At 68.0% G+C, this 22,591-nt stretch carries 19 protein-coding genes; 7 read left to right on the top strand and 12 right to left on the bottom strand.

Translation table 11 applies throughout. From position 1 onward, the window contains the following. Positions 1-19 precede the first annotated feature (19 nt). Both V3B30_RS02495 and efp read right to left on the bottom strand, forming a co-directional pair. A complete protein-coding gene (locus V3B30_RS02495) occupies positions 20-1,363 on the bottom strand; it encodes a TRZ/ATZ family hydrolase (RefSeq protein WP_262082746.1) in 1,344 nt (447 codons plus the stop codon). 206 nt (positions 1,364-1,569) lie between these two features. Further along, complete coding sequence (efp, locus tag V3B30_RS02490; RefSeq protein WP_005410381.1) at positions 1,570-2,136, bottom strand: elongation factor P; 567 nt, start codon at positions 2,134-2,136, stop codon at positions 1,570-1,572. 96 nt (positions 2,137-2,232) lie between these two features. Between efp and epmB the strand changes: the two genes are divergently transcribed. Then, positions 2,233-3,273: an EF-P beta-lysylation protein EpmB gene (gene epmB, locus V3B30_RS02485; protein WP_262082747.1), complete on the top strand. Its 1,041-nt coding sequence runs from the start codon at positions 2,233-2,235 to the stop codon at positions 3,271-3,273. A 70-nt stretch (positions 3,274-3,343) separates the two neighbouring features. Here the strand turns inward: epmB and V3B30_RS02480 are convergent, their stop codons facing one another. The 3 genes from V3B30_RS02480 to V3B30_RS02470 form a co-directional block, all read right to left on the bottom strand. Continuing rightward, complete coding sequence (locus V3B30_RS02480) at positions 3,344-5,470, bottom strand: EAL domain-containing protein (RefSeq protein ID WP_100473409.1); 2,127 nt, start codon at positions 5,468-5,470, stop codon at positions 3,344-3,346. Beyond that, positions 5,467-6,342, bottom strand: a complete 876-nt coding sequence (locus tag V3B30_RS02475) for a phosphate/phosphite/phosphonate ABC transporter substrate-binding protein (RefSeq protein ID WP_262082748.1) — start codon at positions 6,340-6,342, stop codon at positions 5,467-5,469. The genes V3B30_RS02480 and V3B30_RS02475 overlap by 4 nt, the downstream gene beginning before the upstream one ends. A gap of 103 nt (positions 6,343-6,445) precedes the next feature. Then, a complete protein-coding gene (locus tag V3B30_RS02470; RefSeq protein ID WP_100473411.1) occupies positions 6,446-7,216 on the bottom strand; it encodes an RNA methyltransferase in 771 nt (256 codons plus the stop codon). A gap of 120 nt (positions 7,217-7,336) precedes the next feature. On the opposite strand from V3B30_RS02470, the gene V3B30_RS02465 reads away from it, so the two are divergent. Further along, on the top strand, positions 7,337-8,164 hold the full coding sequence (locus tag V3B30_RS02465) for an inositol monophosphatase family protein (RefSeq protein WP_005417749.1): 828 nt from the start codon (positions 7,337-7,339) through the stop codon (positions 8,162-8,164). Between the two features lie 677 nt (positions 8,165-8,841). On the opposite strand, the gene htpX is transcribed toward V3B30_RS02465, so the two are convergent. Continuing rightward, on the bottom strand, positions 8,842-9,708 hold the full coding sequence (gene htpX / locus V3B30_RS02460; RefSeq protein WP_100473412.1) for a protease HtpX: 867 nt from the start codon (positions 9,706-9,708) through the stop codon (positions 8,842-8,844). Positions 9,709-9,801: 93 nt separating this feature from the next. Between htpX and gluQRS the strand changes: the two genes are divergently transcribed. The 3 genes from gluQRS (at position 9,802) to phaR (ending at position 12,198) form a co-directional block, all read left to right on the top strand. Further along, positions 9,802-10,722: a tRNA glutamyl-Q(34) synthetase GluQRS gene (gene gluQRS / locus V3B30_RS02455; protein ID WP_100473413.1), complete on the top strand. Its 921-nt coding sequence runs from the start codon at positions 9,802-9,804 to the stop codon at positions 10,720-10,722. Between the two features lie 17 nt (positions 10,723-10,739). Beyond that, complete coding sequence (locus tag V3B30_RS02450; RefSeq protein ID WP_097049002.1) at positions 10,740-11,480, top strand: beta-ketoacyl-ACP reductase; 741 nt, start codon at positions 10,740-10,742, stop codon at positions 11,478-11,480. 184 nt (positions 11,481-11,664) lie between these two features. Beyond that, positions 11,665-12,198, top strand: a complete 534-nt coding sequence (gene phaR / locus V3B30_RS02445; protein ID WP_100475222.1) for a polyhydroxyalkanoate synthesis repressor PhaR — start codon at positions 11,665-11,667, stop codon at positions 12,196-12,198. A gap of 74 nt (positions 12,199-12,272) precedes the next feature. Here the strand turns inward: phaR and V3B30_RS02440 are convergent, their stop codons facing one another. The 6 genes from V3B30_RS02440 to V3B30_RS02415 form a co-directional block, all read right to left on the bottom strand. Beyond that, entirely contained in the window at positions 12,273-13,241 is a 969-nt protein-coding gene (locus tag V3B30_RS02440; protein ID WP_262082749.1) for a TraB/GumN family protein, read from the bottom strand. Between the two features lie 2 nt (positions 13,242-13,243). After that, a complete protein-coding gene (locus tag V3B30_RS02435; protein WP_262082750.1) occupies positions 13,244-14,173 on the bottom strand; it encodes a DUF1684 domain-containing protein in 930 nt (309 codons plus the stop codon). 11 nt (positions 14,174-14,184) lie between these two features. Continuing rightward, the gene (mutL, locus tag V3B30_RS02430; RefSeq protein ID WP_262082751.1) at positions 14,185-16,086 is read right to left on the bottom strand and encodes a DNA mismatch repair endonuclease MutL; all 1,902 of its coding nucleotides are present in this window, start codon (positions 16,084-16,086) and stop codon (positions 14,185-14,187) included. A gap of 146 nt (positions 16,087-16,232) precedes the next feature. Then, complete coding sequence (locus V3B30_RS02425; protein WP_262082752.1) at positions 16,233-17,795, bottom strand: N-acetylmuramoyl-L-alanine amidase; 1,563 nt, start codon at positions 17,793-17,795, stop codon at positions 16,233-16,235. Positions 17,796-17,877: 82 nt separating this feature from the next. Then, complete coding sequence (gene tsaE / locus V3B30_RS02420; protein ID WP_262082753.1) at positions 17,878-18,360, bottom strand: tRNA (adenosine(37)-N6)-threonylcarbamoyltransferase complex ATPase subunit type 1 TsaE; 483 nt, start codon at positions 18,358-18,360, stop codon at positions 17,878-17,880. Then, positions 18,357-19,841 (bottom strand): NAD(P)H-hydrate dehydratase, encoded by a 1,485-nt coding sequence (locus V3B30_RS02415; RefSeq protein ID WP_262082754.1) that lies wholly within the window; start codon positions 19,839-19,841, stop codon positions 18,357-18,359. Before V3B30_RS02415 ends, tsaE begins: the two co-directional genes overlap by 4 nt. 23 nt (positions 19,842-19,864) lie before the next feature. Between V3B30_RS02415 and queG the strand changes: the two genes are divergently transcribed. Both queG and xseA read left to right on the top strand, forming a co-directional pair. Then, on the top strand, positions 19,865-20,935 hold the full coding sequence (gene queG / locus V3B30_RS02410; protein WP_100473421.1) for a tRNA epoxyqueuosine(34) reductase QueG: 1,071 nt from the start codon (positions 19,865-19,867) through the stop codon (positions 20,933-20,935). 44 nt (positions 20,936-20,979) lie between these two features. Next, on the top strand, positions 20,980-22,311 hold the full coding sequence (gene xseA / locus V3B30_RS02405) for an exodeoxyribonuclease VII large subunit (protein ID WP_262082755.1): 1,332 nt from the start codon (positions 20,980-20,982) through the stop codon (positions 22,309-22,311). Positions 22,312-22,591 lie beyond the last annotated feature (280 nt).

The following is a 22,591-nucleotide window of genomic DNA, read 5'->3' as shown; positions in this document are numbered from 1 at the left end:
GTCCTTGCGGCGCCGGGGTTCAGGCGCGGATATGACGGATGCGCTCGCGCCACTGGCGCGCGTTGGCGATGATGCCCGGCAGGTCCATGCCGACCAGCTCGCGCTGCACCAGCTTCGGCTTGCCGGCGATCCAGACGTCGCTGACCTGCTGGCGGCCGGTGGCGTACACCAGCTGCGACAGCACGTTGTGCAGCGGCTGGGTTTCCAGCGCGGACAGGTCGACGCAGACCAGGTCGGCCTGCTTGCCGGCTTCGATCGAGCCGATGCGGTCGCCGAAGCCCAGCGCGCGCGCGCCACCCAGCGTGGACGCGCGCAGCGTGGTCGCCGCGTCCAGTGCAGTGGCATCGTCGGCCACGGCCTTGGCCAGGATCGCCGCGGTGCGGTTCTCGCTGAACATGTCCAGGTCGTTGTTGCTGGCGCAGCCGTCGGTGCCGATCGCCAGGTTCACGCCGGCACGCTGCAGGGCGCAGGCCGGGCAGAAACCGGAGGCCAGCTTCAGGTTCGATTCCGGGCAATGCACCACGCTGACCCCACGTTCGGCGCACAGGTGGATCTCCGCATCGGTCAGCTGGGTCATGTGCACCGCGATCAGGCGGTCGTTGACCAGGCCGAGCCGGTCCAGCCGCGCCAGCGGGCGCTGGCCGTGCAGCTTGATCGAATCGTTGATTTCCTGCGCGGTCTCGTGGGTGTGCAGGTGCACCTGCATGTCGAGCTGGTCGGACAGCATCCGCACCCGCTCGAAGTTGGCATCGTTGACGGTGTACGGCGCATGCGGCGCGAACGCGGTGCCGATCAGCGGATCGGTGCGCCACTGGTCGTGCAGTTCACCGGCCTTGGCGAAGTACTCGTCGTCGGTCTTGGCCCAGGCGGTGGGGAAATCGATGATGACCGCGCCGACCAGCGCGCGGAAGCCGTGCTTCTTGTAGACCGCGGCCTGCACGTCGCCGAAGAAGTAGTTCTCGTTGGCGCAGGTGGTGCCGCCGCGCAGCATCTCGGCGATGGCCAGGGTGGTGCCGTCGGCAACGAATTCGGGGCCGATCATTGCCGCTTCCACCGGCCAGATGTGCTGCTGCAGCCAGGTCATCAGCGGCAGGTCGTCGGCGACGCCGCGCAGCAGGGTCATCGGGTTGTGCGTGTGCGCGTTGACCAGGCCCGGCATCAGCGCAGCCTCGGGACGGCTGACCACCTGGGTGGCGCGGAACCGTGCGCGCGCCTCGGCACGCGGCAGGATGGCCACGATCTCGCTGCCACGCACGGCAACGGCATGGTCTTCCAGCACCACCGCATGCGGCTCGATCGGAACGACGTAACCGGCTTCGATGAGCAGGTCGCAGGCTTCGGGGAGGTGCGGGCTATCGCTCATGCGGGCTCACTGGCTGGGGGGCGGCGAGATACTTCTGGGGGACACGCCCCTGAGTCAGGGGCTGCCGCGAAGCGGCGGGGGCTGGAGACTCGTGAAGCGGGGCCCATGATCTGCCGAAGCAGATCATGGGAGCGCCAGCGCGAATGCGATGGCGCGTACCCGGCCAGCGGCCGGCACTACAGCAAGGTCGGCCTACGGCTGGAACCTTACTTGACGCGTGCGGAGTATTCGCCCGAACGGGTGTCGACGCGGATCACTTCGTCCTGGTTGACGAACAGCGGCACGCGGACCACGGCGCCGGTTTCCAGGGTGGCAGGCTTGCCGCCGCCGCCCGAGGTGTCGCCACGGACGCCCGGATCGGTTTCGGTGATCTTCAGTTCAACGAAGTTCGGCGGCTGCACGAAGATCGGCTCACCGTTCCACAGGGTGACCACGCAGGACTCTTCGCCCTTCAGCCACTTCTCGGCGCCGCCCATGCCGGCCTTGGTGGCCTGGACCTGCTCGAAGGATTCCGGGTCCATGAAGTGCCAGTACTCGCCATCGCTGTACATGAAGTTCATGTCGGTATCGACGACGTCGGCTGCATCCAGCGAGTCGGTCGACTTCATGGTGACTTCCTGGGTACGGCCGTCCTTGATCAGGCGGTACTTCACGCGGGTGAAGGCCTGGCCCTTGCCCGGCTTGACGTATTCGGTGTCGATGATGACGGCCGGTTGGTTGTTGACCAGGATCTTCATCCCGTTCTTGACGTCGTTCATGCCGTAGCTGGCCATGCGTAAACTCCTGAGTGGCAAAAACGCCGCGGGTGCGGCGAGCCGTTAGAATGGAAAGCCCACCGGATGCCGGTGGGCGACTGTTTTTCTGCCCCCATGATAACCGCAGGCCCCCTCTCCATGCAGCTTTCCGCCTTCCCCCGGCCCCAGTCGCCAGGCGCGCCCGCGCGCTGGCAGCAGCTCTGGCGCCAGGCGCTGCGCGACCCGCACGCCCTGCTGGCCCGGCTGCAGCTGGACCCGGCGGCGCTGGGCGTCTCGGAGGCGGCCATGGCCCAGTTCGCGCTGCGCGTACCCGAGGGCTTCGTGGCGCGCATGCGCGTGGGGGATGCGGCCGACCCGCTGCTGCGCCAGGTGCTGCCGATCGACGAGGAAATGCGCCCGGCGCCCGGGTTCAGCTTCGATGCGGTGGGCGATGGTGCCGCCAAGAAGGCCACCGGCGTCATCCAGAAGTACCGTGGCCGCGCCCTGCTGGTCGCCACCGGCAGCTGCGCGATCAACTGCCGCTACTGCTTCCGCCGCCACTTCGACTATGGCGCGGAGAACGCCGCCAAGGGCGGCTGGCAGGAGGCCGTAGCCGCCATCGCGGCCGACCCGGATATCGACGAGGTGATCCTGTCCGGCGGCGACCCGCTGTCGCTGGCCACGCACAAGCTGGTCGAGCTGACCGATGCGCTGCGCGCGATCCCGCACATCCGCCGCCTGCGCATCCATACGCGGCTGCCGATCGTGTTGCCGGAGCGCGTGGACGAGGAGCTGGTCTCCTGGCTGGGCAGCCTGCCGTGGCCGCTGGCGATCGTGGTCCATGCCAACCATGCCAATGAATTCGACGCCAGCGTGGATGCGGCAATGGCGCGCCTGCGCGGCACCGGCGCGCAGCTGCTGAACCAGGCGGTGTTGCTGCGCGGGGTCAACGACAGCCTGCAGGCCCTGCAGGACCTGAGCGAACGCAGCTTCGCCGCCGGCGTGCTGCCCTACTACCTGCATCAGTTGGACAAGGTCGAGGGCGTGGCCCACTTCGAAGTGGACGACACACAGGCGAAGGCGCTGATCGCCGGCCTGACCGCGCGCCTGTCCGGTTACCTGATCCCCAAGCTGGTGCGCGAACTGCCCGGCGACCCGAGCAAGCGCCCGGTGTAACAGAAAAGGGGACGGAGGGAATTAAGTCGCAAATGCATTTGCGACTTAATTCCCTCCGTCCCCTTTTCTGTCAGACGCCCGATTCGATCATCCGCACCACTTCGGTGGCGGTGACCGGATGGCTCAGCCAGTAGCCCTGGCCGAGGTCGCAACCACGCTGGGCCAGCAGCTCGAACTGCGCCTGCTGCTCGATGCCTTCGGCCACCACGGTAATGCCCAACGCGTGTGCCATGGCGATGATCGCCGTGGTCAGGGCGAGGTCGTCGGGATCGCGCTGCATGTCGGCCACGAAGCTCTTGTCGATCTTGACGCCATCCACCGGTACCTGGCGCAGATGGCTGAGACCGGAGAAGCCGGTACCGAAATCGTCCAGCCAGACCTTCACGCCGGTGCGGTGCAGCTTGTCCAGCAGCTGCGCGGCAACCATTTCGTCGCCGATCACCGCGGTTTCGGTCAGCTCCAGGTGCAGGCGCGAGGCCGGCAGGCCGGATTCGTGCAGGCACTGCGCAACCAGCGCCGGCAGTTCACCACCGCGCAGCTGCCGCGGCGATACGTTCACCGACACGAACAGATCATCGCCACCGGCCCCGCGTGGCCACTGTGAGGCTTCCATGCAGGCCGCACGCAGCACCTTCGGGCCAATGATCTCGATCAGCCCACTCTGCTCGGCCACTTCGATGAACACCGACGGCGGAATCGTGCCCAGGGTCGGATGCTGCCAGCGCAACAGCACTTCGACACCGATCATGCGGCGATCACGCATGCGGAAGATCGGCTGGTAGGCCAGGCGCAGCTCGCCGCGCTCCCAGGCCCCGCGCAACTCCTGCTCCATGTGCACGCGGCGCTCGACCGCATGGTCCATCGCCCGGCTGTAGTAGCGATAGCAGTTCTTGCCGGCCATCTTCGCCTGGTACATGGCGATGTCGCCGTTCTTCAGCAGCGTGGTCGCATCGGCGGCATCGTCGGGGAACAGGGTGACGCCGATCGAGGTGCCCAGGAACAGCTCGCGGCCCTGTACCACCAGGGGTTTGCCCAGTTCGCGCACCAGCACCTCGGCCAGCAGCCGCGCATTCGCGGCCACGTCGCCATCACCGACCAGGATCACGAACTCGTCGCCGCCGAAGCGGGCCAACAGTGCCTCATCGCCCCCCGCTTCGGCAACGGCGCGCCCGATGCGCTGCGCGAACTGCAACAGCGCCTCGTCACCTGCCTCATGCCCGAGGGTGTCGTTGACGCGCTTGAAGTCGTCGATATCGGCGAACAGCAGGCCCAGCCGATGGTTGGATGCGCGCGCCGCCATCAGGCGATGGTCCAGCGCTTCCCGGAACGCCAACCGATTGGTCAACCCGGTCAGCGCATCGGTATACGCCATGCGCCGTACCTCGCGGTCATGGCGGGCGATGGCATCGCGCATCCGGGCAAAACCGCGCACCAGCTCGCCGACCTCGTCGTCGCGGGTATTCTCGGCCAGGGGCGCCTGGTAGTCTCCCGCTTCGATGCGGCGCGCCGCAGCGGCCAGGTCCCGGATCGGCGCAACCAAGGTGCGCTGGACGTACAGGATCACCACCACGCCGATCACCACCAGCAGGCCCAGCATCAGCAGCAACCAGCCCAGGTGGCGGCTGCCGACCTGCTGCAGGCGTTCGCCGAGCGTGGCATTGGCTGCCTGTTCGCGCTGCTGCACCTCATCCAGGGCCATGCCGACGCGGACGCCGCCGATGCGCTGGTTGCCGACCATGATCGGCATGGTGTTGTCGAGCACCTTGGGCGATTCCTGCACCACCAGCGCCTGCGCCGCTGCGGCCTTGGGCGCCAGCGGGTCGGCCATCGGCTGGCCGAATCCGGACACCTCGATCGAGCCGTCATGCACCAGCCGGCCACGTTCGTCGAACACCAGCACATAGCGCACGACCGGCTGCCGTGCGGTGCTGCGCACCAGCGCACCAACCTGGTCCAGGTCGCGGTAGTACAACGGGTTGGCCAGCGCATCGGACAGCTCCCGCGCCATTGCCTCGCCGCGGCTGCGCACACTGCGGTCGAACAGTTCATGGATGACGCCGCCACTGAGGTTGCGCACCTCACCCTGCATTGCCGCCTGACGCCCCAGCAACACCGCCAGGATCGCCACCACCACGACCATCGCCCCGCCCATCGCGAGCAGGAACCGGGCCTGCATTCCCGAGCCGAGCCACTTCATTCCACTTCCATCCGCACGCGCGTCAATCCTTGTTTCAATTCATCCAGCCGCTGCTGCGCATGCGCATCGACGCGGTGGAAACCGGAAGTGCCGAAAAACCGATGCAACGCCCCCTGTGCCTGCGGGTCGCTGGCTGCCTGCAGCAGCACTTGCTGCAGGCGATCGCGCACCCGTGAGTCAAGGTCGGCGCGGACCATCTCCACCGCACGCGGGTAGGGTTCGGTGCGCAACAGCTCGCGGAAATCGCGCCGGAACGCTGCCGGCATCCGTCGTTCGTCGTTCCAGTCCACGCTGCTCACCGCCCCCACCTCGACCAGGCCCTTGTGCACGAACGTAGCGATGTTTAACTCGCTGCGCGCGAACACATACCCCACGCTGTCCCGGCCCGGCACGTCCCACACGCCGGCCAGGATCTGCGGCGCCAACCCCTCCTGCAGCAACGTCATCACAGGCACCAGGTAGGCACTGGTCGACGCCGTGTTCTGCAGCGCCAGGCGGTGCCCACGCAGATCCTGCACGCGCTGGATCGAACTGTCGCTGCGCACGAAGAACACCGTCTGGTACTCGCGCACGCCATTGCGCTCGGTCAGCAGCAGCGGCCGTGCGCCACTGCGCTGGCCCAGTGCCACCGCCGTGCCCGACGTTTCCGTGACCCAGTCGACCCGCCCCCGCCGCAGATAGCTGGCCATCTGCTGTGGATCGCGTGCCATCAGGATCCGTCCCTCCTTGATACCGACGTCGTGCATGCGTGCCACCACATAGTCCAGCAACGGCTGCAGCTGTTCGTAATGGGCCTTGGGATCATCGCTGATCCGGCCCAGCACCAGCACCGGGTCCGGTGCTGCATGCACCGTCCCGGCCAGCAGGATCATGACCAGGCTCAGCAGTCCCCTCTGCACTGCCCTTCGCAGACCCGACACAGGCTTCATCCCCCCTGGGTATCGAGACAGACTACCCGAAATAATGAGAACGTCGTCAGCTGTTCTTGTTGCCCGCCTGTGCCAGTCGCGCCATGCGCTGGGTGTCGGCAAGGATGCCGCGCAGCAGGCGCACTTCCTGCTCGCTCGGCTCGCTGCGCAGGAACAGGCGGCGCAGCTTGCGCATCGCCGATTCCGGCGCGCGGCCCTTGTGGAAATCGATCTCGTCCAACGTGTCGCCGAGCTGGGCGAAGAAGCTCTCCATCTGCTCGTGGCTGGCCGCCTGTTCGCGGAAGCCCGGTTCGGCGCCGGCAGCCGGCTGCGTGCCCAGAAGCTGCATGCGCGTTTCATAGGCCAGCACCTGCACCGCGGCAGCCAGGTTGAGCGAGCTGAACTCCGGGTCGGACGGGATATGCACCGCCGCGTGGCAGAGCTGCAGTTCCTCGTTGGTCAGGCCGGTGCGCTCACGGCCGAACACCAGCGCCACCTCGGCCCCTTCGCCGGCCTTGGCCACTGCACGGGCGGCGGCATCGGCCGGCAGGTACTCCTCCAGCTGGACGCGGCGGGCACGGGCGGTGCAGCCCAGCACCAGGCGGCAATCGGCCACGGCCTCGGCCAGGGTGGCCACCACCGGGGCGTCCCCCAGCACGTCTTCGGCGCCGGCCGAGCGGCGGAAAGCCTCCTCGTCCAGCGGTTTCTCGGGGGCGACCAGCACCAGGCGGGCCAGGCCCATGGTCTTCAGGGCGCGGGCGGCGGCCCCCATGTTGCCGGGGTGCTGGGTACCGACCAGAACGAATCGGAGGCGGGTGGCGGCGGGAAACTGGGACATGAACAGGGAAAAGGTCGAGCTGGACGATGACCAATGGTAAACTGTGCGGCCGGCCACTGCGCCGGACCCGCTCTTTTCCCCCGCCAGTCCTTCTCTTCTGCCTTTCCGGGAGCCCACGCCATGCAGAAACCCGCCGTAACCGTCATGGTCAAGGCCGCCCGCCTCGCCGGCAACGTCCTGTTGCGCAACATCAACAAGCTCGAGGCACTGAACGTGGTGCAGAAGGGCCGGATGGACTACGCCAGCGAAGTGGATGCGGACGCGGAAAAGGTCATCGTCAAGGAACTCAAGCGCGCTTACCCGGACTACGGCATCTTCGGCGAAGAAGGCGGCGTGCAGGGCGAGCGTCGCCAGATGTGGGTCATCGACCCGCTGGACGGCACCAGCAACTACCTGCGCGGCGTGCCGCACTACTGCGTGTCGATCGCCCTGGTCGAGAACGGCGAGCCGACCGATGCGGTCATCTTCGACCCGCTGCGCAATGAACTGTTCACCGCCAGCCGTGGTGCCGGCGCCGTACTGAACGACCGCCGCATCCGCGTGGCCGACCGCAAGGATCTGGAAGGCACCATGATCCACACCGGCTTCGCCCCGCGCGAGCGCAGCCGCGCCAGCGCCCAGCTGAAGGCGGTCGACGCCCTGCTGGTGCACGGCGAGGACATCCGCCGCACCGGCTCGGCCGCGCTGGACCTGGCCTACGTGGCCTGCGGACGCGCCGATGCCTACTTCGAAGCCGGCGTGAAGGCATGGGACATCGCTGCCGGCCTGCTGCTGGTCCGCGAGGCCGGTGGCAAGGTCTGCGACTTCAAGGGCGCAACCCTGGGCCGCATGGACAACCGTGGCCCGGAGACCCACCAGATCGTGGCCGGCAACCTGAAGGTGGCCGAGTCGCTGCAGAAGGTGCTGGTCAACACCGGCTACGCGGCGGAGTTCGACGCGAAGTTCTGATCTGCGCGTAGACGCGGTTCATGGAGACGGCACCTGCGAAGGTGCCGTTTTCGTTTGCGCGCACGGAGATTCGTTTCCGCGACTGCGGAGGGGTGTCACTTTCTTTGCTCGTGCAAAGAAAGTAACCAAAGAAACACGCCGCCGGGGCGCGAGCCGATGCTGCGCATCGGTACCCTGCGCTCCTCGGTCCGTCGAGGGACGGTGCGGGAACTCGCTGCGCTCAGACACCCGCACCTCTTCGCCCTCGCCGGACCTGCGGTGCTCGGCTCGCTCAAGGCGGACCCAAGGTCAAATGCCACAGCCGCATCCGGTTGATCCATGCCACGCGTGGATGCCGTTGCCGTTGATCTTGACCTTCCAGTCCGCCTTGAGCGAGCCGAGCATCGCAGGGGAATCAGGGGCGAAGAGGCGCCGGTGGTTGAGCGCAGCGAGTTCGGCGCCGTCCCCTGATTCGCCGAGAAGCACAGGGCACCGGCGTGCGAAGCACGCCGGCTCGCGGCTGGCGGAGCGTTTCTTTGGTTACTTTCTTTGCGCGCAAAGAAAGTGACACCCCTCCGCAGTCGCGGAAACGACTCTCGCCAGATCGTATCCGGCATCACCAATGCATCGGCGCGCAAACAAAAACGCCCGGCGCGAGGCCAGGCGTTCCTGCACTACCGTGGAAGTACGGAAGAAGCTTACGCCACCGTCGACGCCCGCAGCGCGGCGATGCGCTCTTCCAGCGGCGGGTGGCTCATGAACAGCTTCTTCGCCGTCGAACCGGAAATGCCGAAGGCGGCGATCTGGGTCGGCAGCGTGCTCTGGCCGTGGTTGAGCTGCAAGCGCTCCAGCGCGGCGATCATCTTCTGGCGGCCGGCCAGCGAGGCGCCCCCCGCATCGGCGCGGAACTCGCGATGGCGCGAGAACCACATCGAGATCATCGTGGCGAACAGGCCGAACACCATCTCCAGCACGAATACGATGATGTAGTAGGCGAAGCCGCGACCGCCGCCTTCGCGGTTGCCCGACAGTGCGCTGTCGATGACGCCGCCGACCACGCGTGCCAGCACGATCACGAAGGTGTTCAGCACACCCTGCAGCAGTGCCATGGTGATCATGTCACCGTTGGCGACGTGGGCGATCTCGTGGCCCAGCACCGCTTCGGCCTCGTCTTCGCTCATGTTGTGCAGCAGGCCGGTGGACACCGCCACCAGCGCGTTGTTGCGGTTGGCGCCGGTGGCGAAGGCATTGATCTCCGGGCCGTCATAGACCGCCACCTCGGGCATGCCGATGCCGGCCGCCTTGGCCTGGCGCTCGACGGTGGCCAGCAACCAGCGCTCGGTCTGGTTGCGCGGCTCGGTGATCACCACCGCACCGGTGGAACGCTTGGCCATCCACTTGGACAGCAGCAGCGAGATGAAGGATCCACCGAAGCCGAAGATCGCGGCCATGACCAACAGGCCGCTCATCTGGCTCGGATTGACCCCCAGCAGCGACATCACGATGCTGGCGAGGATCAGGACCGCGAAGTTGGTCGCCAGGAACAGGGCAATGCGGGTAAACATGGGAAAATCCGGCTCGGAAGGGGTCGATACCGGTCAATTTGCGGTGTGGTCAGCTTGAATTCAAGCGCCAACCTGACCGACGATTCAGCCAGCATGACCTCCCCCATTCCCTGCGGCCGCTTCGCGCCCTCGCCGACCGGCCTGCTCCACCCCGGATCCCTGCTTGCCGCCTTCGGCAGCTGGCTGCTTGCCCGCCATCACGGCGGCCTGTGGCGGCTGCGCATTGAGGATGTCGATCCGCCGCGTACCGTGCCCGGGGCAGCGGACTCGCAACTTCAGGCGCTGGCCGCGTTCGGTCTGGTCCACGACGGCCCGGTCCTCTGGCAGAGCTCACGCGGCGAGGCCTACCAGGCTGCCCTGGACGTGCTGCTGGCCAGCGACCTGGCCTTCATCTGCCACTGCAGCCGCAGCGAACTGGCCGCCAGCGGTGGCATTCACCATCGCTGCGTTGCACGGCAGGCACGACCGGACCCCGCCGTCCGCTTCCGCGTGCCGCGCGGCAGCATCGTGCACTTCAATGATGGCCTGCGAGGGCCGCAGCAGCAGGACGTGCATGCCGAGGTTGGCGACTTCGTGCTGCGCCGTGCGGATGGCTGCTGGGCCTACCAGTTGGCCGTGGTGGTCGATGACGCCGCACAGGGCGTGACCGAAGTGGTGCGCGGCGCCGACCTGCTCGATTCCACTGCGCGGCAGATCCTGCTGCAGCAGGCGCTGGGCCTGCCGGTACCGCGCTACTGGCACCTGCCGCTGCTGCTCGATGCCCCCGGCCACAAACTTTCCAAGTCGCTGGCGTCGCTGCCGGTGGACAGTACGCATCCGCTGCCCGTGCTGCGCCAGCTCTGGCAGCTGCTGGGCCAGGCGCCTGCCGCACTGGAAGGTGCCCACGACCTGCGTGCATTGCTGGCCGCCGCTCGACAGGCCTTCGACCCTGCCCAGCTGCCGCGTGCCGACATCCTGCTGCCGGCCGGCGCACTTTCCGCGCCGATGTTGCAGAATCCCCCTTCCCCCACCTGATACCCGGACAGCATTCCATGACATCTCGCGTCGCACTGGTCACCGGCGGAACCGGCGGCATCGGTACCGCCATCTGCCAACGCCTGGCCGACCAGGGCCACCGGGTCGCCACCAACTACCGCGACGAGGCCAAGGCCCGCGCCTGGCAGCAGGCGATGACCGAACGCGGCTACAGCGTGTCGATCTTCCCGGGCGACGTCTCCGATCCGGACAGCGCCGAAGCGCTGGTGCGCGCGGTCGAGGCAGAACTGGGTCCGGTCGAGATCCTGGTCAACAACGCCGGCATTACCCGCGACACCACGTTCCACCGCATGCGCGCGGACCAGTGGCACGATGTGATCAACACCAACCTCAACTCGGTGTTCAACGTCACCCGGCCGGTCATCGAGGGCATGCGCCGCCGCGGCTGGGGCCGGGTCATCCAGATCAGCTCGATCAACGGCCTCAAGGGCCAGTACGGCCAGGCCAACTACGCGGCGGCCAAGGCCGGCATGCACGGCTTCACCATCTCGCTGGCCCGCGAGAACGCCGGCTTCGGCATCACCGTCAACACCATCTCGCCCGGCTACGTCGCCACCGACATGGTGATGGCGGTGCCGGAAGACGTGCGCGCCAAGATCATCGCCGACATCCCCACCGGACGCCTCGGCAAACCGGAGGAAATCGCCTACGGCGTCTCGTTCCTGGTCGCCGACGAAGCCTCGTGGATCACCGGTAGCAACCTGGACATCAACGGCGGCCACCATATGGGTTGGTAAAGCCGCGCAGCGGGCCTTCGCGGCGAACGCCGCCGGCCCCTGCCATGAGTCATGCTGCGCAACACGCAAACCCTTGTTGCGCAACATGATCACCGCCGAAAGCCAAGCCTGGCGGGGGCTGAGGCGGTTGCAACGGCTGCTGCACTGCGCCATGCTGCGCGTCTACTGTGACGAGTACCGCTTCATGGCTGCGACCCGCATCATCAAGAAGTATCCGAACCGCCGTCTCTACGACACCGAGATCTCCAGCTACATCACCATCGAGGACGTGCGCCAGCTGATCCTGGACGGTGAAGACTTCGAAGTCCGCGACGCCAAGAGCGGCGACGACCTCACGCGATCGGTCCTGCTGCAGATCATCGCCGACCAGGAACAGGACGGCGAACCGATGCTGTCCACCCAGCTGCTGAGCCAGCTGATCCGCTTCTACGGCGATTCCCTGCAGGGCTTCATGGGCAACTACCTGGAGCGCAGCATGCAGGTCTTCCTCGACCAGCAGCAGCAGTTCCGCCAGCAGATGGGCAACCTGCTGGGCCAGACCCCGTGGGCGATGATGAACCAGCTGACCGAGCGCAACCTGGAGCTGTGGCAGGAATTCCAGCGCAGCATGGGCAGCGGCTTCGGTGGCCCGCGACCGGGCGGCACCGGAACGGGAACCGGCACCGGCAACAAGCCCGGCGAACCGGGCACCAGCACCGGCGGCAAGACCCGCCGCTGAGTTGCAGCAACGGCTGATACGAAAACGGCGCGCCCCTGGCGCGCCGTTCTGTTTCGCATCACGCCAACGATGCGTCAGCGTTTCGCCTTGCACCCCGTGCACACGCGCTCGACCTTGTAGCCCTTCGCCTTCAGCTTCTCGACCACGCCATCACTGCCCAGCAGGTGCAGCGTGCCGACCACCACCAGCGTACCGCCCTGCCCGGCCTGAAGGTACGGCTGCAGCTTCGGCACCCAGGCATCATTGCGCCCGGTGTTGATGCGCTGATACAGCTGCGGATACTGCTGGCGCATCTCCGCCGCCATCTTGGTCCACAGCAGGCGTTCGTCGCCGCGCCGCCATGCATCATGCAGCAGCCGCGCCTGCTCGTCGGACTTGCCGGCCTGGTCCAGCGCTTCGGCCAGCATCTGCCGCTGTTCCTGCACCGTCATCCCGTCGAGCATGCCGATCTGGGTGTCGATGTCTTCCAGGCCAGCGGTCTTGCGGCCAGTCTTCTGCGCGCGCTCCATGAAGTGGCGGTCCAGGCCCAGCGCCGGGTCCAGGCCCAGCTTCTGCATCTGCCCGACCGAAATGCTCAGGCCCACGAACCAGGCCTTCATGCCCTGCATCTGTGCCAGTGGCAGCTTGTTCTCGGTGGCAAAGGCCTGCAGCTTCTGCCAGGTCGCAGCGTCGAGATCACGCTTGAGCTCGCTGCCATCGGTGCGGGTCGCGGCCTGCACCATGCGGCTGGCCAGCTGTGGCGACTGCATGTCTTCGGGCGACAGTTCAAACACCACCCGCTGCGAGGCTTCGAACGCCTGTTCGACATCGGGCGACAGCGGGTAGTCCTGCGGTTTCAGCAGATGGAACGACCCCAGCAGGTACACGCGTGCATCGCCCGGGCCGGTGACTTTCCACAACAGCGGTACGGGCGGCTTGGCCGCCACGGCGGTCGCGGTCGCGGTCGCGGCCGTGGCGCCCGGCGCATCGCGGGCAGTGGCCAGGGGTGCCATCGCGCACGCAGCCATCAGCAGCGCGGCACGGAGCAGATGTTTGATCGGCATGGTCAGCCTTCTCCTTCAGGCAGGTGGTAGGCCTTCTCGCCCGCTTCAACGGGCAGGTCCAGCCGGTTTTCGGGCGGCGCCAGCGGACAGGTAGCGTAGGCGGTGAATGCGCACGGTGGATTGTAGGCATGGTTGAAATCGATGCGCACGGTGCCGTCTGCAGTGGGTGCATCGGTATCCAGGTAGCGCCCGGCCGGATAGCTGCCGCGGCCGCTGGTGCGGTCAGCGAAGATCAGGAACAGCGGCTGCCCGGGCGCACCGATCGCTTCCAGCCGCCAGCTGCGGCCATCACGCTCGAACTCGACCGCGCCGGCATTGGGCATTTCGGTGGTCAGGCCGGTGATGTCGACGATCGGCAGGGTCTTGCCCGGCGGGTGCGCGATGAAGCGCGCCTGCACCTGCCAGTCCGCGCCGCCCGGCCAGTACTGCAGGCCGGCGAAATCACGGCGTGCGGCGGCATCGGCATGCTTGACCCGCAGCGCGTCCCGCGGCCCCCGGCGAATGATGCTGAGCTGGCCCTTGCCCCCATCGAAGGCCAGCAGCGTCGGCTGCGCGTCCTTGTCGGTCTCGATGCGGGTGCGGCCGCGCACCGGCTGGCCATCATGGCTGACATCGGCACCGGCTTCAGGCGTGAACCACCACTGGGTGCCTTCGCGGCGCAGCAGGCCCAGCTTGTCCGGGCCGACCGTCAGGCGGATGCCGTTGGTGGCGCCGCTGCCAACGAAATGGGATTTGTTCTGCAGCCAGTGCAGGCCGACCAGGGCCGTCCAGCCATCGGGCCGGGTCAGGTCCTGGTAGCGCGCAACACGCCATTGCTGCTGCGCGGCCGCGTAGGCTGGATCTTCAACGGCCGCCGGCGCCGGCGGTGTTGCCGGGCTGCAGGCGGCCACCACCACGGCGGCCAGCAGGCCGGCCATTCCCCGATAACGCATCAATGCTCCCCTCAACGTCCGCGCAGGAACCAGCGGTCGATCTCCGCCAGCGAAAAACGGGCCCAGGTCGGTCGGCCGTGGTTGCACTGGCCGGACCGTTCGGTGATTTCCATGTCGCGCAGCAGCGCGTTCATTTCCGGGACGGTCAAGCGCCGGTTGGCACGCACCGCGCCATGGCAGGCCATGGTCGACAGCAGTTCGTCGCGTGCACTGGCCACGCGGCGGCTCTGGCCATGCTCGCGCAGATCGGTCAGCACGTCGCGCAGCAGCCCTTCCGGTTCGGCATGCGCCAGCAGCGCCGGAATGCTGCGCACGTGCAGCGAGCCGGGGCCGGCACGGGTCACCTCGAAGCCGAGCGTGGCCAGCGTTTCGGCTTCGGTCTCAGCGGTATCTGCCTCGCGCTCACCGACCGCCAGCGTGATTGGTACCAGCAGCGGCTGCGACTGCAGGCCGATGCCATCATGCGCGTTCTTCAGGCGCTCGTAGCCGATGCGCTCGTGCGCCGCATGCATGTCGACCACGATCAGGCCTTCGGCGTTCTCAGCCAGGATGTAGATGCCATGCAGCTGCGCGATCGCGTAGCCCAGCGGTGGCACGCCTGCCTCGGCACTGGTGACCGGCAGCCCGTTCTCGGTCGGCATGGGTGGCAGTGCCGCTTCACGCTCGGCACCGGCCGGCGTGGCATACAGCGCGGCATAGGCAGCCGGTGCATCGGCCACCTGCAGGCCCAGTGGCTGCTGCGGTCGCCACCCGGAGAATCCACCACCGCCGCCGGAGCCGGCACCGGGTGCCGGACCGCGCACCAGCCCGAAACCGGAGGCGCCCGCACTCGATGCCGTGGCGGCAGCCGTGGCATCCGCCGGAAGCACCGGGCCAGCACCGATCTCCTGCGCCGACATGCCGGCGCGGGTATCGGCCAGCGCATCCTTCAGCGTGCGGTAGACGAAATCATGGACCAGCCGCGAATCACGGAAGCGCACCTCGTGCTTGGCCGGATGCACGTTGACGTCGACGCGGGTCGGGTCCAGTTCGAGGAACAGTACATAGGCCGGCTGGCGGCCGTGGTACAGCACATCGCCGTAGGCCATCTTCACTGCGTGGGCGACGCTGCGGTCACGCACCGAGCGTCCATTGACGTACAGGTACTGCTGGTCGGCGCTGGCCCGTGAATAATGCGGCTGTGCGATCCAACCATGCAGGCGCAGGCCGGCACCGCTGTGGTCCACCCGAACGGCCTGGTTGGCGAAATCCTCGCCCAGCGTTTCGGCAAGGCGCGCATCGGAATACAGATCGCCCGGCTTGTAGCGGCGCGAAGCCTTGCCGTTGTGCGACACGCGCAGCTCGACATCCGGCCGTGCCAGCGCCAGTGAACGCAGCCACTCTTCGATATGGCCCAGTTCGGTGCGCTCGGCGCGCAGGAACTTGCGCCGCGCCGGCACGTTGTAGAACAGCTCGCGCACTTCCACCGTGGTGCCCGGCGCATGCGCGCGCGGGGTCACCTCGCCGATCTTGCCGCCTTCAATCTGCAGTGCGGAACCATGCTCGTCGTGCGCCCGGCGCGAGGACAGGGTGAAGCGGCTGACCGACGCGATCGACGGCAACGCTTCACCACGGAAACCGAGGGTAGCCACCGATTCGAGATCATCCAGGTCAGCGATCTTGCTGGTGGCATGGCGCGACACCGCCAGTGGCAACTGTTCCGGTGCGATGCCACTGCCGTTGTCGCGGATGCGGATCAGGCGGACACCGCCCTCCTCAAGGTCGATATCGACGCGGCTGGCGCCGGCGTCGATCGCGTTCTCGACCAGCTCCTTGACCACCGACGCAGGACGTTCGACCACTTCGCCTGCGGCGATCTGGTTGATCAGGATCTCCGGCAACGGCCGGATCGGGCGCGGACCGGGCGCGCTCATGTGAGGTGATGGGCAGCAGACTTCATGAGTCGATGATAGCGGAGCGGCCGCTTGTAGGGTCGAACCATGCTCGACTGCGGCTGACCGTCGACCCGCCGGTTGACCCGGGAGTCGGGCATGACTCGACTCTGCAGAAAGCGGACGCGTTACTTGCTGCCGCCGGCCATGGTGGCAGCAGCATCGATCTCGGCCTGGGCCCGGGCGGCATACAGCGTGCCCGGTGGCGGCTGGCGGCTGAAGAAGGTGTGCACGCCATCCAGCACCGCGCCAGCGATCTTGCGCTGGTACGCCGGGTCGATCAGGCGGCGCTCTTCATCCGGATTGGAGATGAACGCGGTTTCCACCAGCATCGCCGGCATGTCCGAAGTGCGCAGCACCGCGAAGTTGGCGCGTTCGATGTTCGGCTTGTGGTTGTTGCCGATCCGCTTCAGGCCGCCCAGCACGTGGCCGGCCGCGTCTTCAGACGCCTTCATGTAGCCACTCTGCGCCAGATCCAGCAACACGTTGGCCAAGGTGCCTTCGGTCTGCTGCAGGCGCACGCCACCGACCAGGTCGGCCGCGTTTTCCTTGTCCGCCAGCCAGCGGGCGCGCTGCGAAGAGGCGCCCTTGGTCGACAGCACGTAGACCGACGAGCCCGTGGCCGAACGGTTTTCAGCCGCGTCGGCATGGATCGAGATGAAGATGTCCGCCTTGTTCGCACGCGCCTTCTGCGCACGCATGGGCAGCGGAATGAACACGTCGCTGTCGCGCGTCAGATAGGCCTTCAGGCCCGGCGTGGCGTTGACCTGACGGGCCAGCTCGCGCGCCACCGCCAGGGTGACATCCTTCTCGCGCTTGCCGGTCGGGCCGATCGCACCCGGGTCCTGGCCGCCGTGGCCGGGATCGATCGCCACCACCAGGTGGCGCATGCCGGCCTGCATGCGGATACGCGACGCATCGCTGGGCATTGCCGGACGCGGCGGCTCGGCCGGCTTCGGTGCCGGGGTGGGCACCGTGGCTGGCGGCGTGGTCACCACCGCCGCGGTGCGCTGGCCGGCGAGGATCGCGGCCGGCGAGGACGAGGGCGTGCTGCTGGCGCTGACGCCGGCCGCAGCAACCTGGGCCGGCGCGGTGGCCGGTGCCGGGGTCGGCGTTGCCGGTGCGGCGGCGGTGGCGCTGGCCTGCTGCTGTACCTGTGCGGTCAGCAGGGCTGTGGCACGCGCGGCATCGGTGCGCGACTGCGCACTCTCGGCCGGAGTGGGTGCAGGCCCCGCAGCGGGTGCCTGCGGCTGCACGGTCGGCGTCGTCGCGGGGCGACTGGCGGCCACGGCCGGGCCATCACCCGGCCATTCGATCACCAGCTTGGATTCATTGCCCTCGCGCTGCATCTGCGGGCGGAACGGCGCCACCGATTCGGCGAGGTCGAAAACAACGCGGAACGTTCCCGGAACCGGCTGTCCGGTACGCACCGCCGTGACCACGCCCTGCGCGGCCGGCATCTTCAGGTTGCGTATGGCGCTGGAGTCCGGGAAATCGACCACCAGGCGGTTCGGGCCGGCCAGCGACAGCGTCTTGTAGCCGCCGCTGCCGACCAGCGATATCTCGGCACGGGTGCCGGTAGCGCCAGTATTCAGCAGGACCTGGCGGACTTCACCCGCCCACGCACTGACGCTCGCCAGACCCAGTCCGACGGCGGCACAGATGGCGATGAGACGGTTCCCCGGGCGCATGGCTCAGGATTCAATCACCCCGCTGAACGGAATGCAACACCTTTTTCCTTAATAATCCGTAACCTGCCGGTGTTTGTTCTCGTCAACCGACAGAAATGACCTGCAAGTCGCCCCCCTTGGGAAGCCGTTCCAGCCATTCACGTCCTATGTCGCTGGCCCCAGTGAGACGGACGCGACGCCCCTGCCCCTCGATCTCCAGCGCCACCACCAGGTCGGTCGGCGGCAGCGCGCCAGCGCCGCGTTCCGGCCATTCCACCAGCCACAATACTGCGCCGCCCTCATCCAGGCCGAGGAAATCGAGCTCGCCGGCCTGGCCGATCCGATACAGGTCCAGATGCCAGGCCTCGCCCCCGCTGGCCAATGGATAGCGCTCGACCAGGGTATAGGTCGGGCTGCGGATCGCACCCTGCACGCCCAGCGCGCGCAGCAGCGCACGGGCCGTGGTGGACTTGCCGGCACCCAGGTCGCCGCGCAGCTCGATCAGTGCCTGCGGCGGCCGCGTAGCCGCCAGCCACTGTCCGAGCAGTTCAGTGGCATCGCTGTCGGCAAGGAAGAAATCGGTCATGGAGAGAGTTCCGGGTTGGCCAGTCGCCGCAGCGGCACCAGCAGATCAGTTGGGAGCAGGCCGCGCGCGCCGTCGGCGGCGGCGATATCGCCGGCCAGTGCATGCAGCAGCGCGCCAGCGGCAGCGGCATCGAAGGCGGCCAGGCCCTGCGCGCGCAGGCTGGCGATGATGCCTGTCAGCAGGTCACCCATGCCACCCACAGCCATACCGGGATTGCCGGCAGCAATCAGTCGTGGCCGTTGCCCGGGCGCTGCGACGATGCTGCCGGCGCCCTTCAGCACCACCACCGCGTGGAAGCGCCCGGCGAGCGCCTGCGCACAGGCAAAGCGATCGGCCTGGACGTCAGCGGTCCTGCAACCGAGCAGGCGCGCGGCCTCGCCCGGATGAGGCGTAAGGATGGCGTCGGGCAGCGCGCGCGGATCCTGCGCCAGCAGGTTCAGTGCATCGGCATCGACCACCAGCGGCTTGCCACACAACAGCACCCGCGCAAACAGTGCGCGTGCCCACTCGTCCTGGCCCAATCCAGGCCCGATCGCCACCACCTTGGCTTTGTCCAGAAGTGCCGGCAGCGCATCACCATCTTCCAGCGCATGGGTCATCGCCTCTGGCAGGCGCGCCAGCAACGGGCCGACGTGATCGCGACGGGTGCCCAGGCTCAGCAGCCCCGCACCCGCTCGCAACGCAGCTTCGGCCGCCATCGCGACGGCACCGCCGCTGCCATGGTTGCCGCCGACGCACAGCACGTGCCCGGATTCGCCCTTGTGGGTATTGGCACGGCGCGGCGGCAACAGTGGCGGCAAGCGAGCCTGCGTCCAATGCTCCGCGGCGGGTGACACGTCCTGCCATGCGGCCGCGGGTAGCTGCAGCGGCGCCAGCGCCTTCCGCCCGCAATGATCCAGCGCATCGCCGGTATACAGCCCGCGATGCGGCACGATGAACTGCAGGGTCAGTGCCGCCCTCACCGCCTCGCCCGGTACGGCGCCGCGGTCGGCATCCACGCCACTGGGGACGTCCAGCGCCAGCACCGGTGCCGCCTGCACATTGAGCGCGACAATCAGCGCCTGCGCGACGCCTTCCGGCGCGCGATCGAAGCCCAGGCCGAACAGGGCATCGACCCAGATATCGGCCTCGGGCAGCGCGCCGCCGAAATCGGTGATGGTGCCGCCGTCGGACTTGAATTCCGATGCTGCGCGCCGTGCCAGCACGGTTGACGGCGACTTCCCCGGCAAGGCGATCACCATCACCTCGCGTCCGGCCTGCAGCGCGTGTCGGGCCAGCACATGGCCATCGCCGCCGTTGTTGCCCGCACCGACCACCACACCGATCCGCTGCGCCTGCGGCCAATGCTGCAGCAGGCACTGCCAGGCGGCCTGCCCGGCCTGCGCCATCAGGCCCCAACCGCCCTCGGCGGCCAGCGCCGAGGCCTGCGCATCAAGCGCACGCGCGGCAGCGGAATCAAAAAGATCGGCAAGGTTGGCCATGCAGGGATTTTATACTGGTGCACATGTCCCCCGCCCCCGCCCCTGTCGATCCGGCCCAGGCCGTGCAGCGCATCCGCGAACTGGCCCGTGCGCATGGCTTCCAGCGCTGCGGCATCGCCGGCATCGAGCTGGGCGAGGATGAAGCGCACCTGGCCGACTGGCTGGGCCAGGGCCTGTACGGCACGATGGACTGGATGGCGCGCCACGGCACCCTGCGCGCGCGCCCGGCCGAGCTGCTGCCCGGCACCGTACGGGTGATCTCGGTGGGCATGGACTACAGCCACAAGGACGACACCGAAGCCTGGGCAACCCTGGCAGACCCGGGCCGCGCCTACGTGGCCCGCTACGCATTGGGCCGCGATTACCACAAGCTGATGCGCAACCGCCTGCAGAAGCTGGCCATGCAGATCAACGATGAAGTGGCACCGCTGGGCTACCGCGTGTTCGTCGATTCTGCGCCCGTGCTGGAACGTGCACTGGCACGCAACGCCGGCCTCGGCTGGATCGGAAAGCACACCTGCCTGATCGACCGCCATGGCGGTTCGTGGTTCTTCATCGGCGAGATCTACATCGATATCCCCCTGCCGATCGATACGCCAGCCACGGCGCACTGCGGCACCTGCACGCGCTGCATCGATGTCTGCCCCACCCAGGCCATCATCGGCCCGCAGCGGCTGGATGCGCGGCGCTGCATTTCCTACCTGACCATCGAGCACGACGGTGCCATCCCCGAGGACATGCGCCCGCTGATCGGCAACCGCATCTATGGCTGTGACGACTGCCAGCTGGTCTGCCCTTGGAACAAGTTCGCCAAGCGCACCGACGAAGCCGACTTCCGCGCGCGCAACAATCTCGACACCGCGCGGCTGGACCAGCTGTTCGCCTGGGACGAGGCAGAATTCCTGCGACGCACCGAAGGCAGCCCGATCCGGCGCAGCGGCCATGAGCGCTGGCTACGCAACATCGCCGTGGCGTTGGGCAATGCGCCATCCACCACCGAAGCGCTGGCCGCGTTGCATACCCGCGTCGATGATCCCTCGCCGTTGGTGCGTGAACACGTGCAGTGGGCGCTGGGCCAGCACACGGTGCGCTGACGTGCGATCCTGAGTCCCCGTTCCGCCCGCAGCACGCCGTTCCCATGCAGCCACGCAACAACGACATCCTCACCCCCAGCCAGCTCAACACCCTGGCCCGCGACCTGCTGGAAGGCAGCTTCCCGGCGATCTGGGTCGAGGCCGAGCTGGGCAGCGTGGCGCGCCCAGCCTCCGGACACCTCTACTTCACCCTGAAGGATGCGCGCGCGCAGCTGCGTGCGGCCATGTTCCGGATGAAGGCGCAATACCTGAAGTTCGTCCCGCGCGAAGGCATGCGCGTACTGGTGCGCGGCAAGGTGACCCTGTACGACGCCCGTGGCGAGTACCAGATGGTGCTGGACCACATGGAGGAAGCCGGCGAAGGCGCGCTGCGCCGCGCCTTCGAGGAACTGAAGGCACGGCTGGAAGCCGAAGGCCTGTTCGACCCGGCGCGCAAGCGGCCACTGCCGGTGCACGTGCAGCGCCTGGCGGTGATCACCTCGCCCACCGGCGCTGCCGTGCGCGACGTGCTGAGCGTGCTCGGCCGCCGCTTCCCGCTGCTGGAAGTGGACCTGCTGCCGACCCTGGTGCAGGGCAGCAGCGCCGCCGCACAGATCACCCGCCTGCTGCAGGCAGCCGATGCCAGTGGCCGCTACGACGTGATCCTGCTGACCCGCGGTGGCGGTTCGCTGGAAGACCTGTGGGCGTTCAACGATGAAGCGCTGGCCCGCGCCATCGCGGCCAGCCGCACCCCGGTGGTTTCGGCGGTCGGCCACGAAACCGACTTCAGCCTGAGCGACTTCGCCGCCGACCTGCGCGCGCCAACGCCATCGGTGGCAGCCGAACTGCTGGTACCCGACCAGCGCGAACTGGCGCTGCGCGTGCGCCGCACGGCCGCGCGCATGGTGCAGCTGCAACGGCATGCGATGCAGCAGGCCATGCAGCGCGCCGACCGCGCCCTGCTGCGCCTGAACACACAGAGCCCGCAGGCGCGGCTGGACCTGCTGCGCCGCCGTCAGCTGGACCTGGGCCGGCGCCTGCATGCCGCATTCAACCAGCAGCAGGAGCGCCGTTCAGCGCGCCTGCGTCATGCGGCGGCGGTGCTGCGCGGGCACCATCCGCAGCGCCAGCTCGACACGATGCAGCGCCGTCTGGCCGCCCTGCGCGGGCGGCCGCAGGCGGCCATGCAGCGACTGCTGGAGCGCGATGCACTACGCCTGCGCGGGCTGGCGCGTTCGCTGGAAGCGGTCAGCCCGCTGGCGACCGTGGCCCGCGGCTACAGCATCCTCACCCGCAGTGACGACGGCACCCTGGTGCGGAAGATCGATCAGGTACAGCCCGGTGACGCCCTGCAGGCCCGCGTCGGCGACGGCGTGATCGACGTGCAGGTCAAGTAGAGGAGGGTTCGGCAGGGCTGCGCCCTGCACCTGCAGAGGCTTCAAGCCAAGGCAACGTCAACGTCAACGTCAACGTCAAAAGCGTGCATTCCGTGGGCTGGCGGGGCGGTGTCGGAGTGCGGGGACGCTGCAAGTACGTCCCTGTAAGCTTGGCAGCCGCTTGCTCGTGTGCGCAGTCCTGCGCACACGGCAAGACCGGGGTTGGGCGTCCTGCCCAACCCGCCCGAGGCATGCCTCGGGCCCATGCGGCTGACACCCCGCACTCCGACACCGCCCCACC

Source organism: Stenotrophomonas sp. SMYL41, assembly GCF_036319965.1.
In the GTDB taxonomy this organism is placed as follows: domain Bacteria; phylum Pseudomonadota; class Gammaproteobacteria; order Xanthomonadales; family Xanthomonadaceae; genus Stenotrophomonas; species Stenotrophomonas maltophilia_R.
The sequence above is the reverse complement of the archived record's forward strand: the minus strand, read 5'-3'. Positions and strand labels throughout refer to the sequence as shown.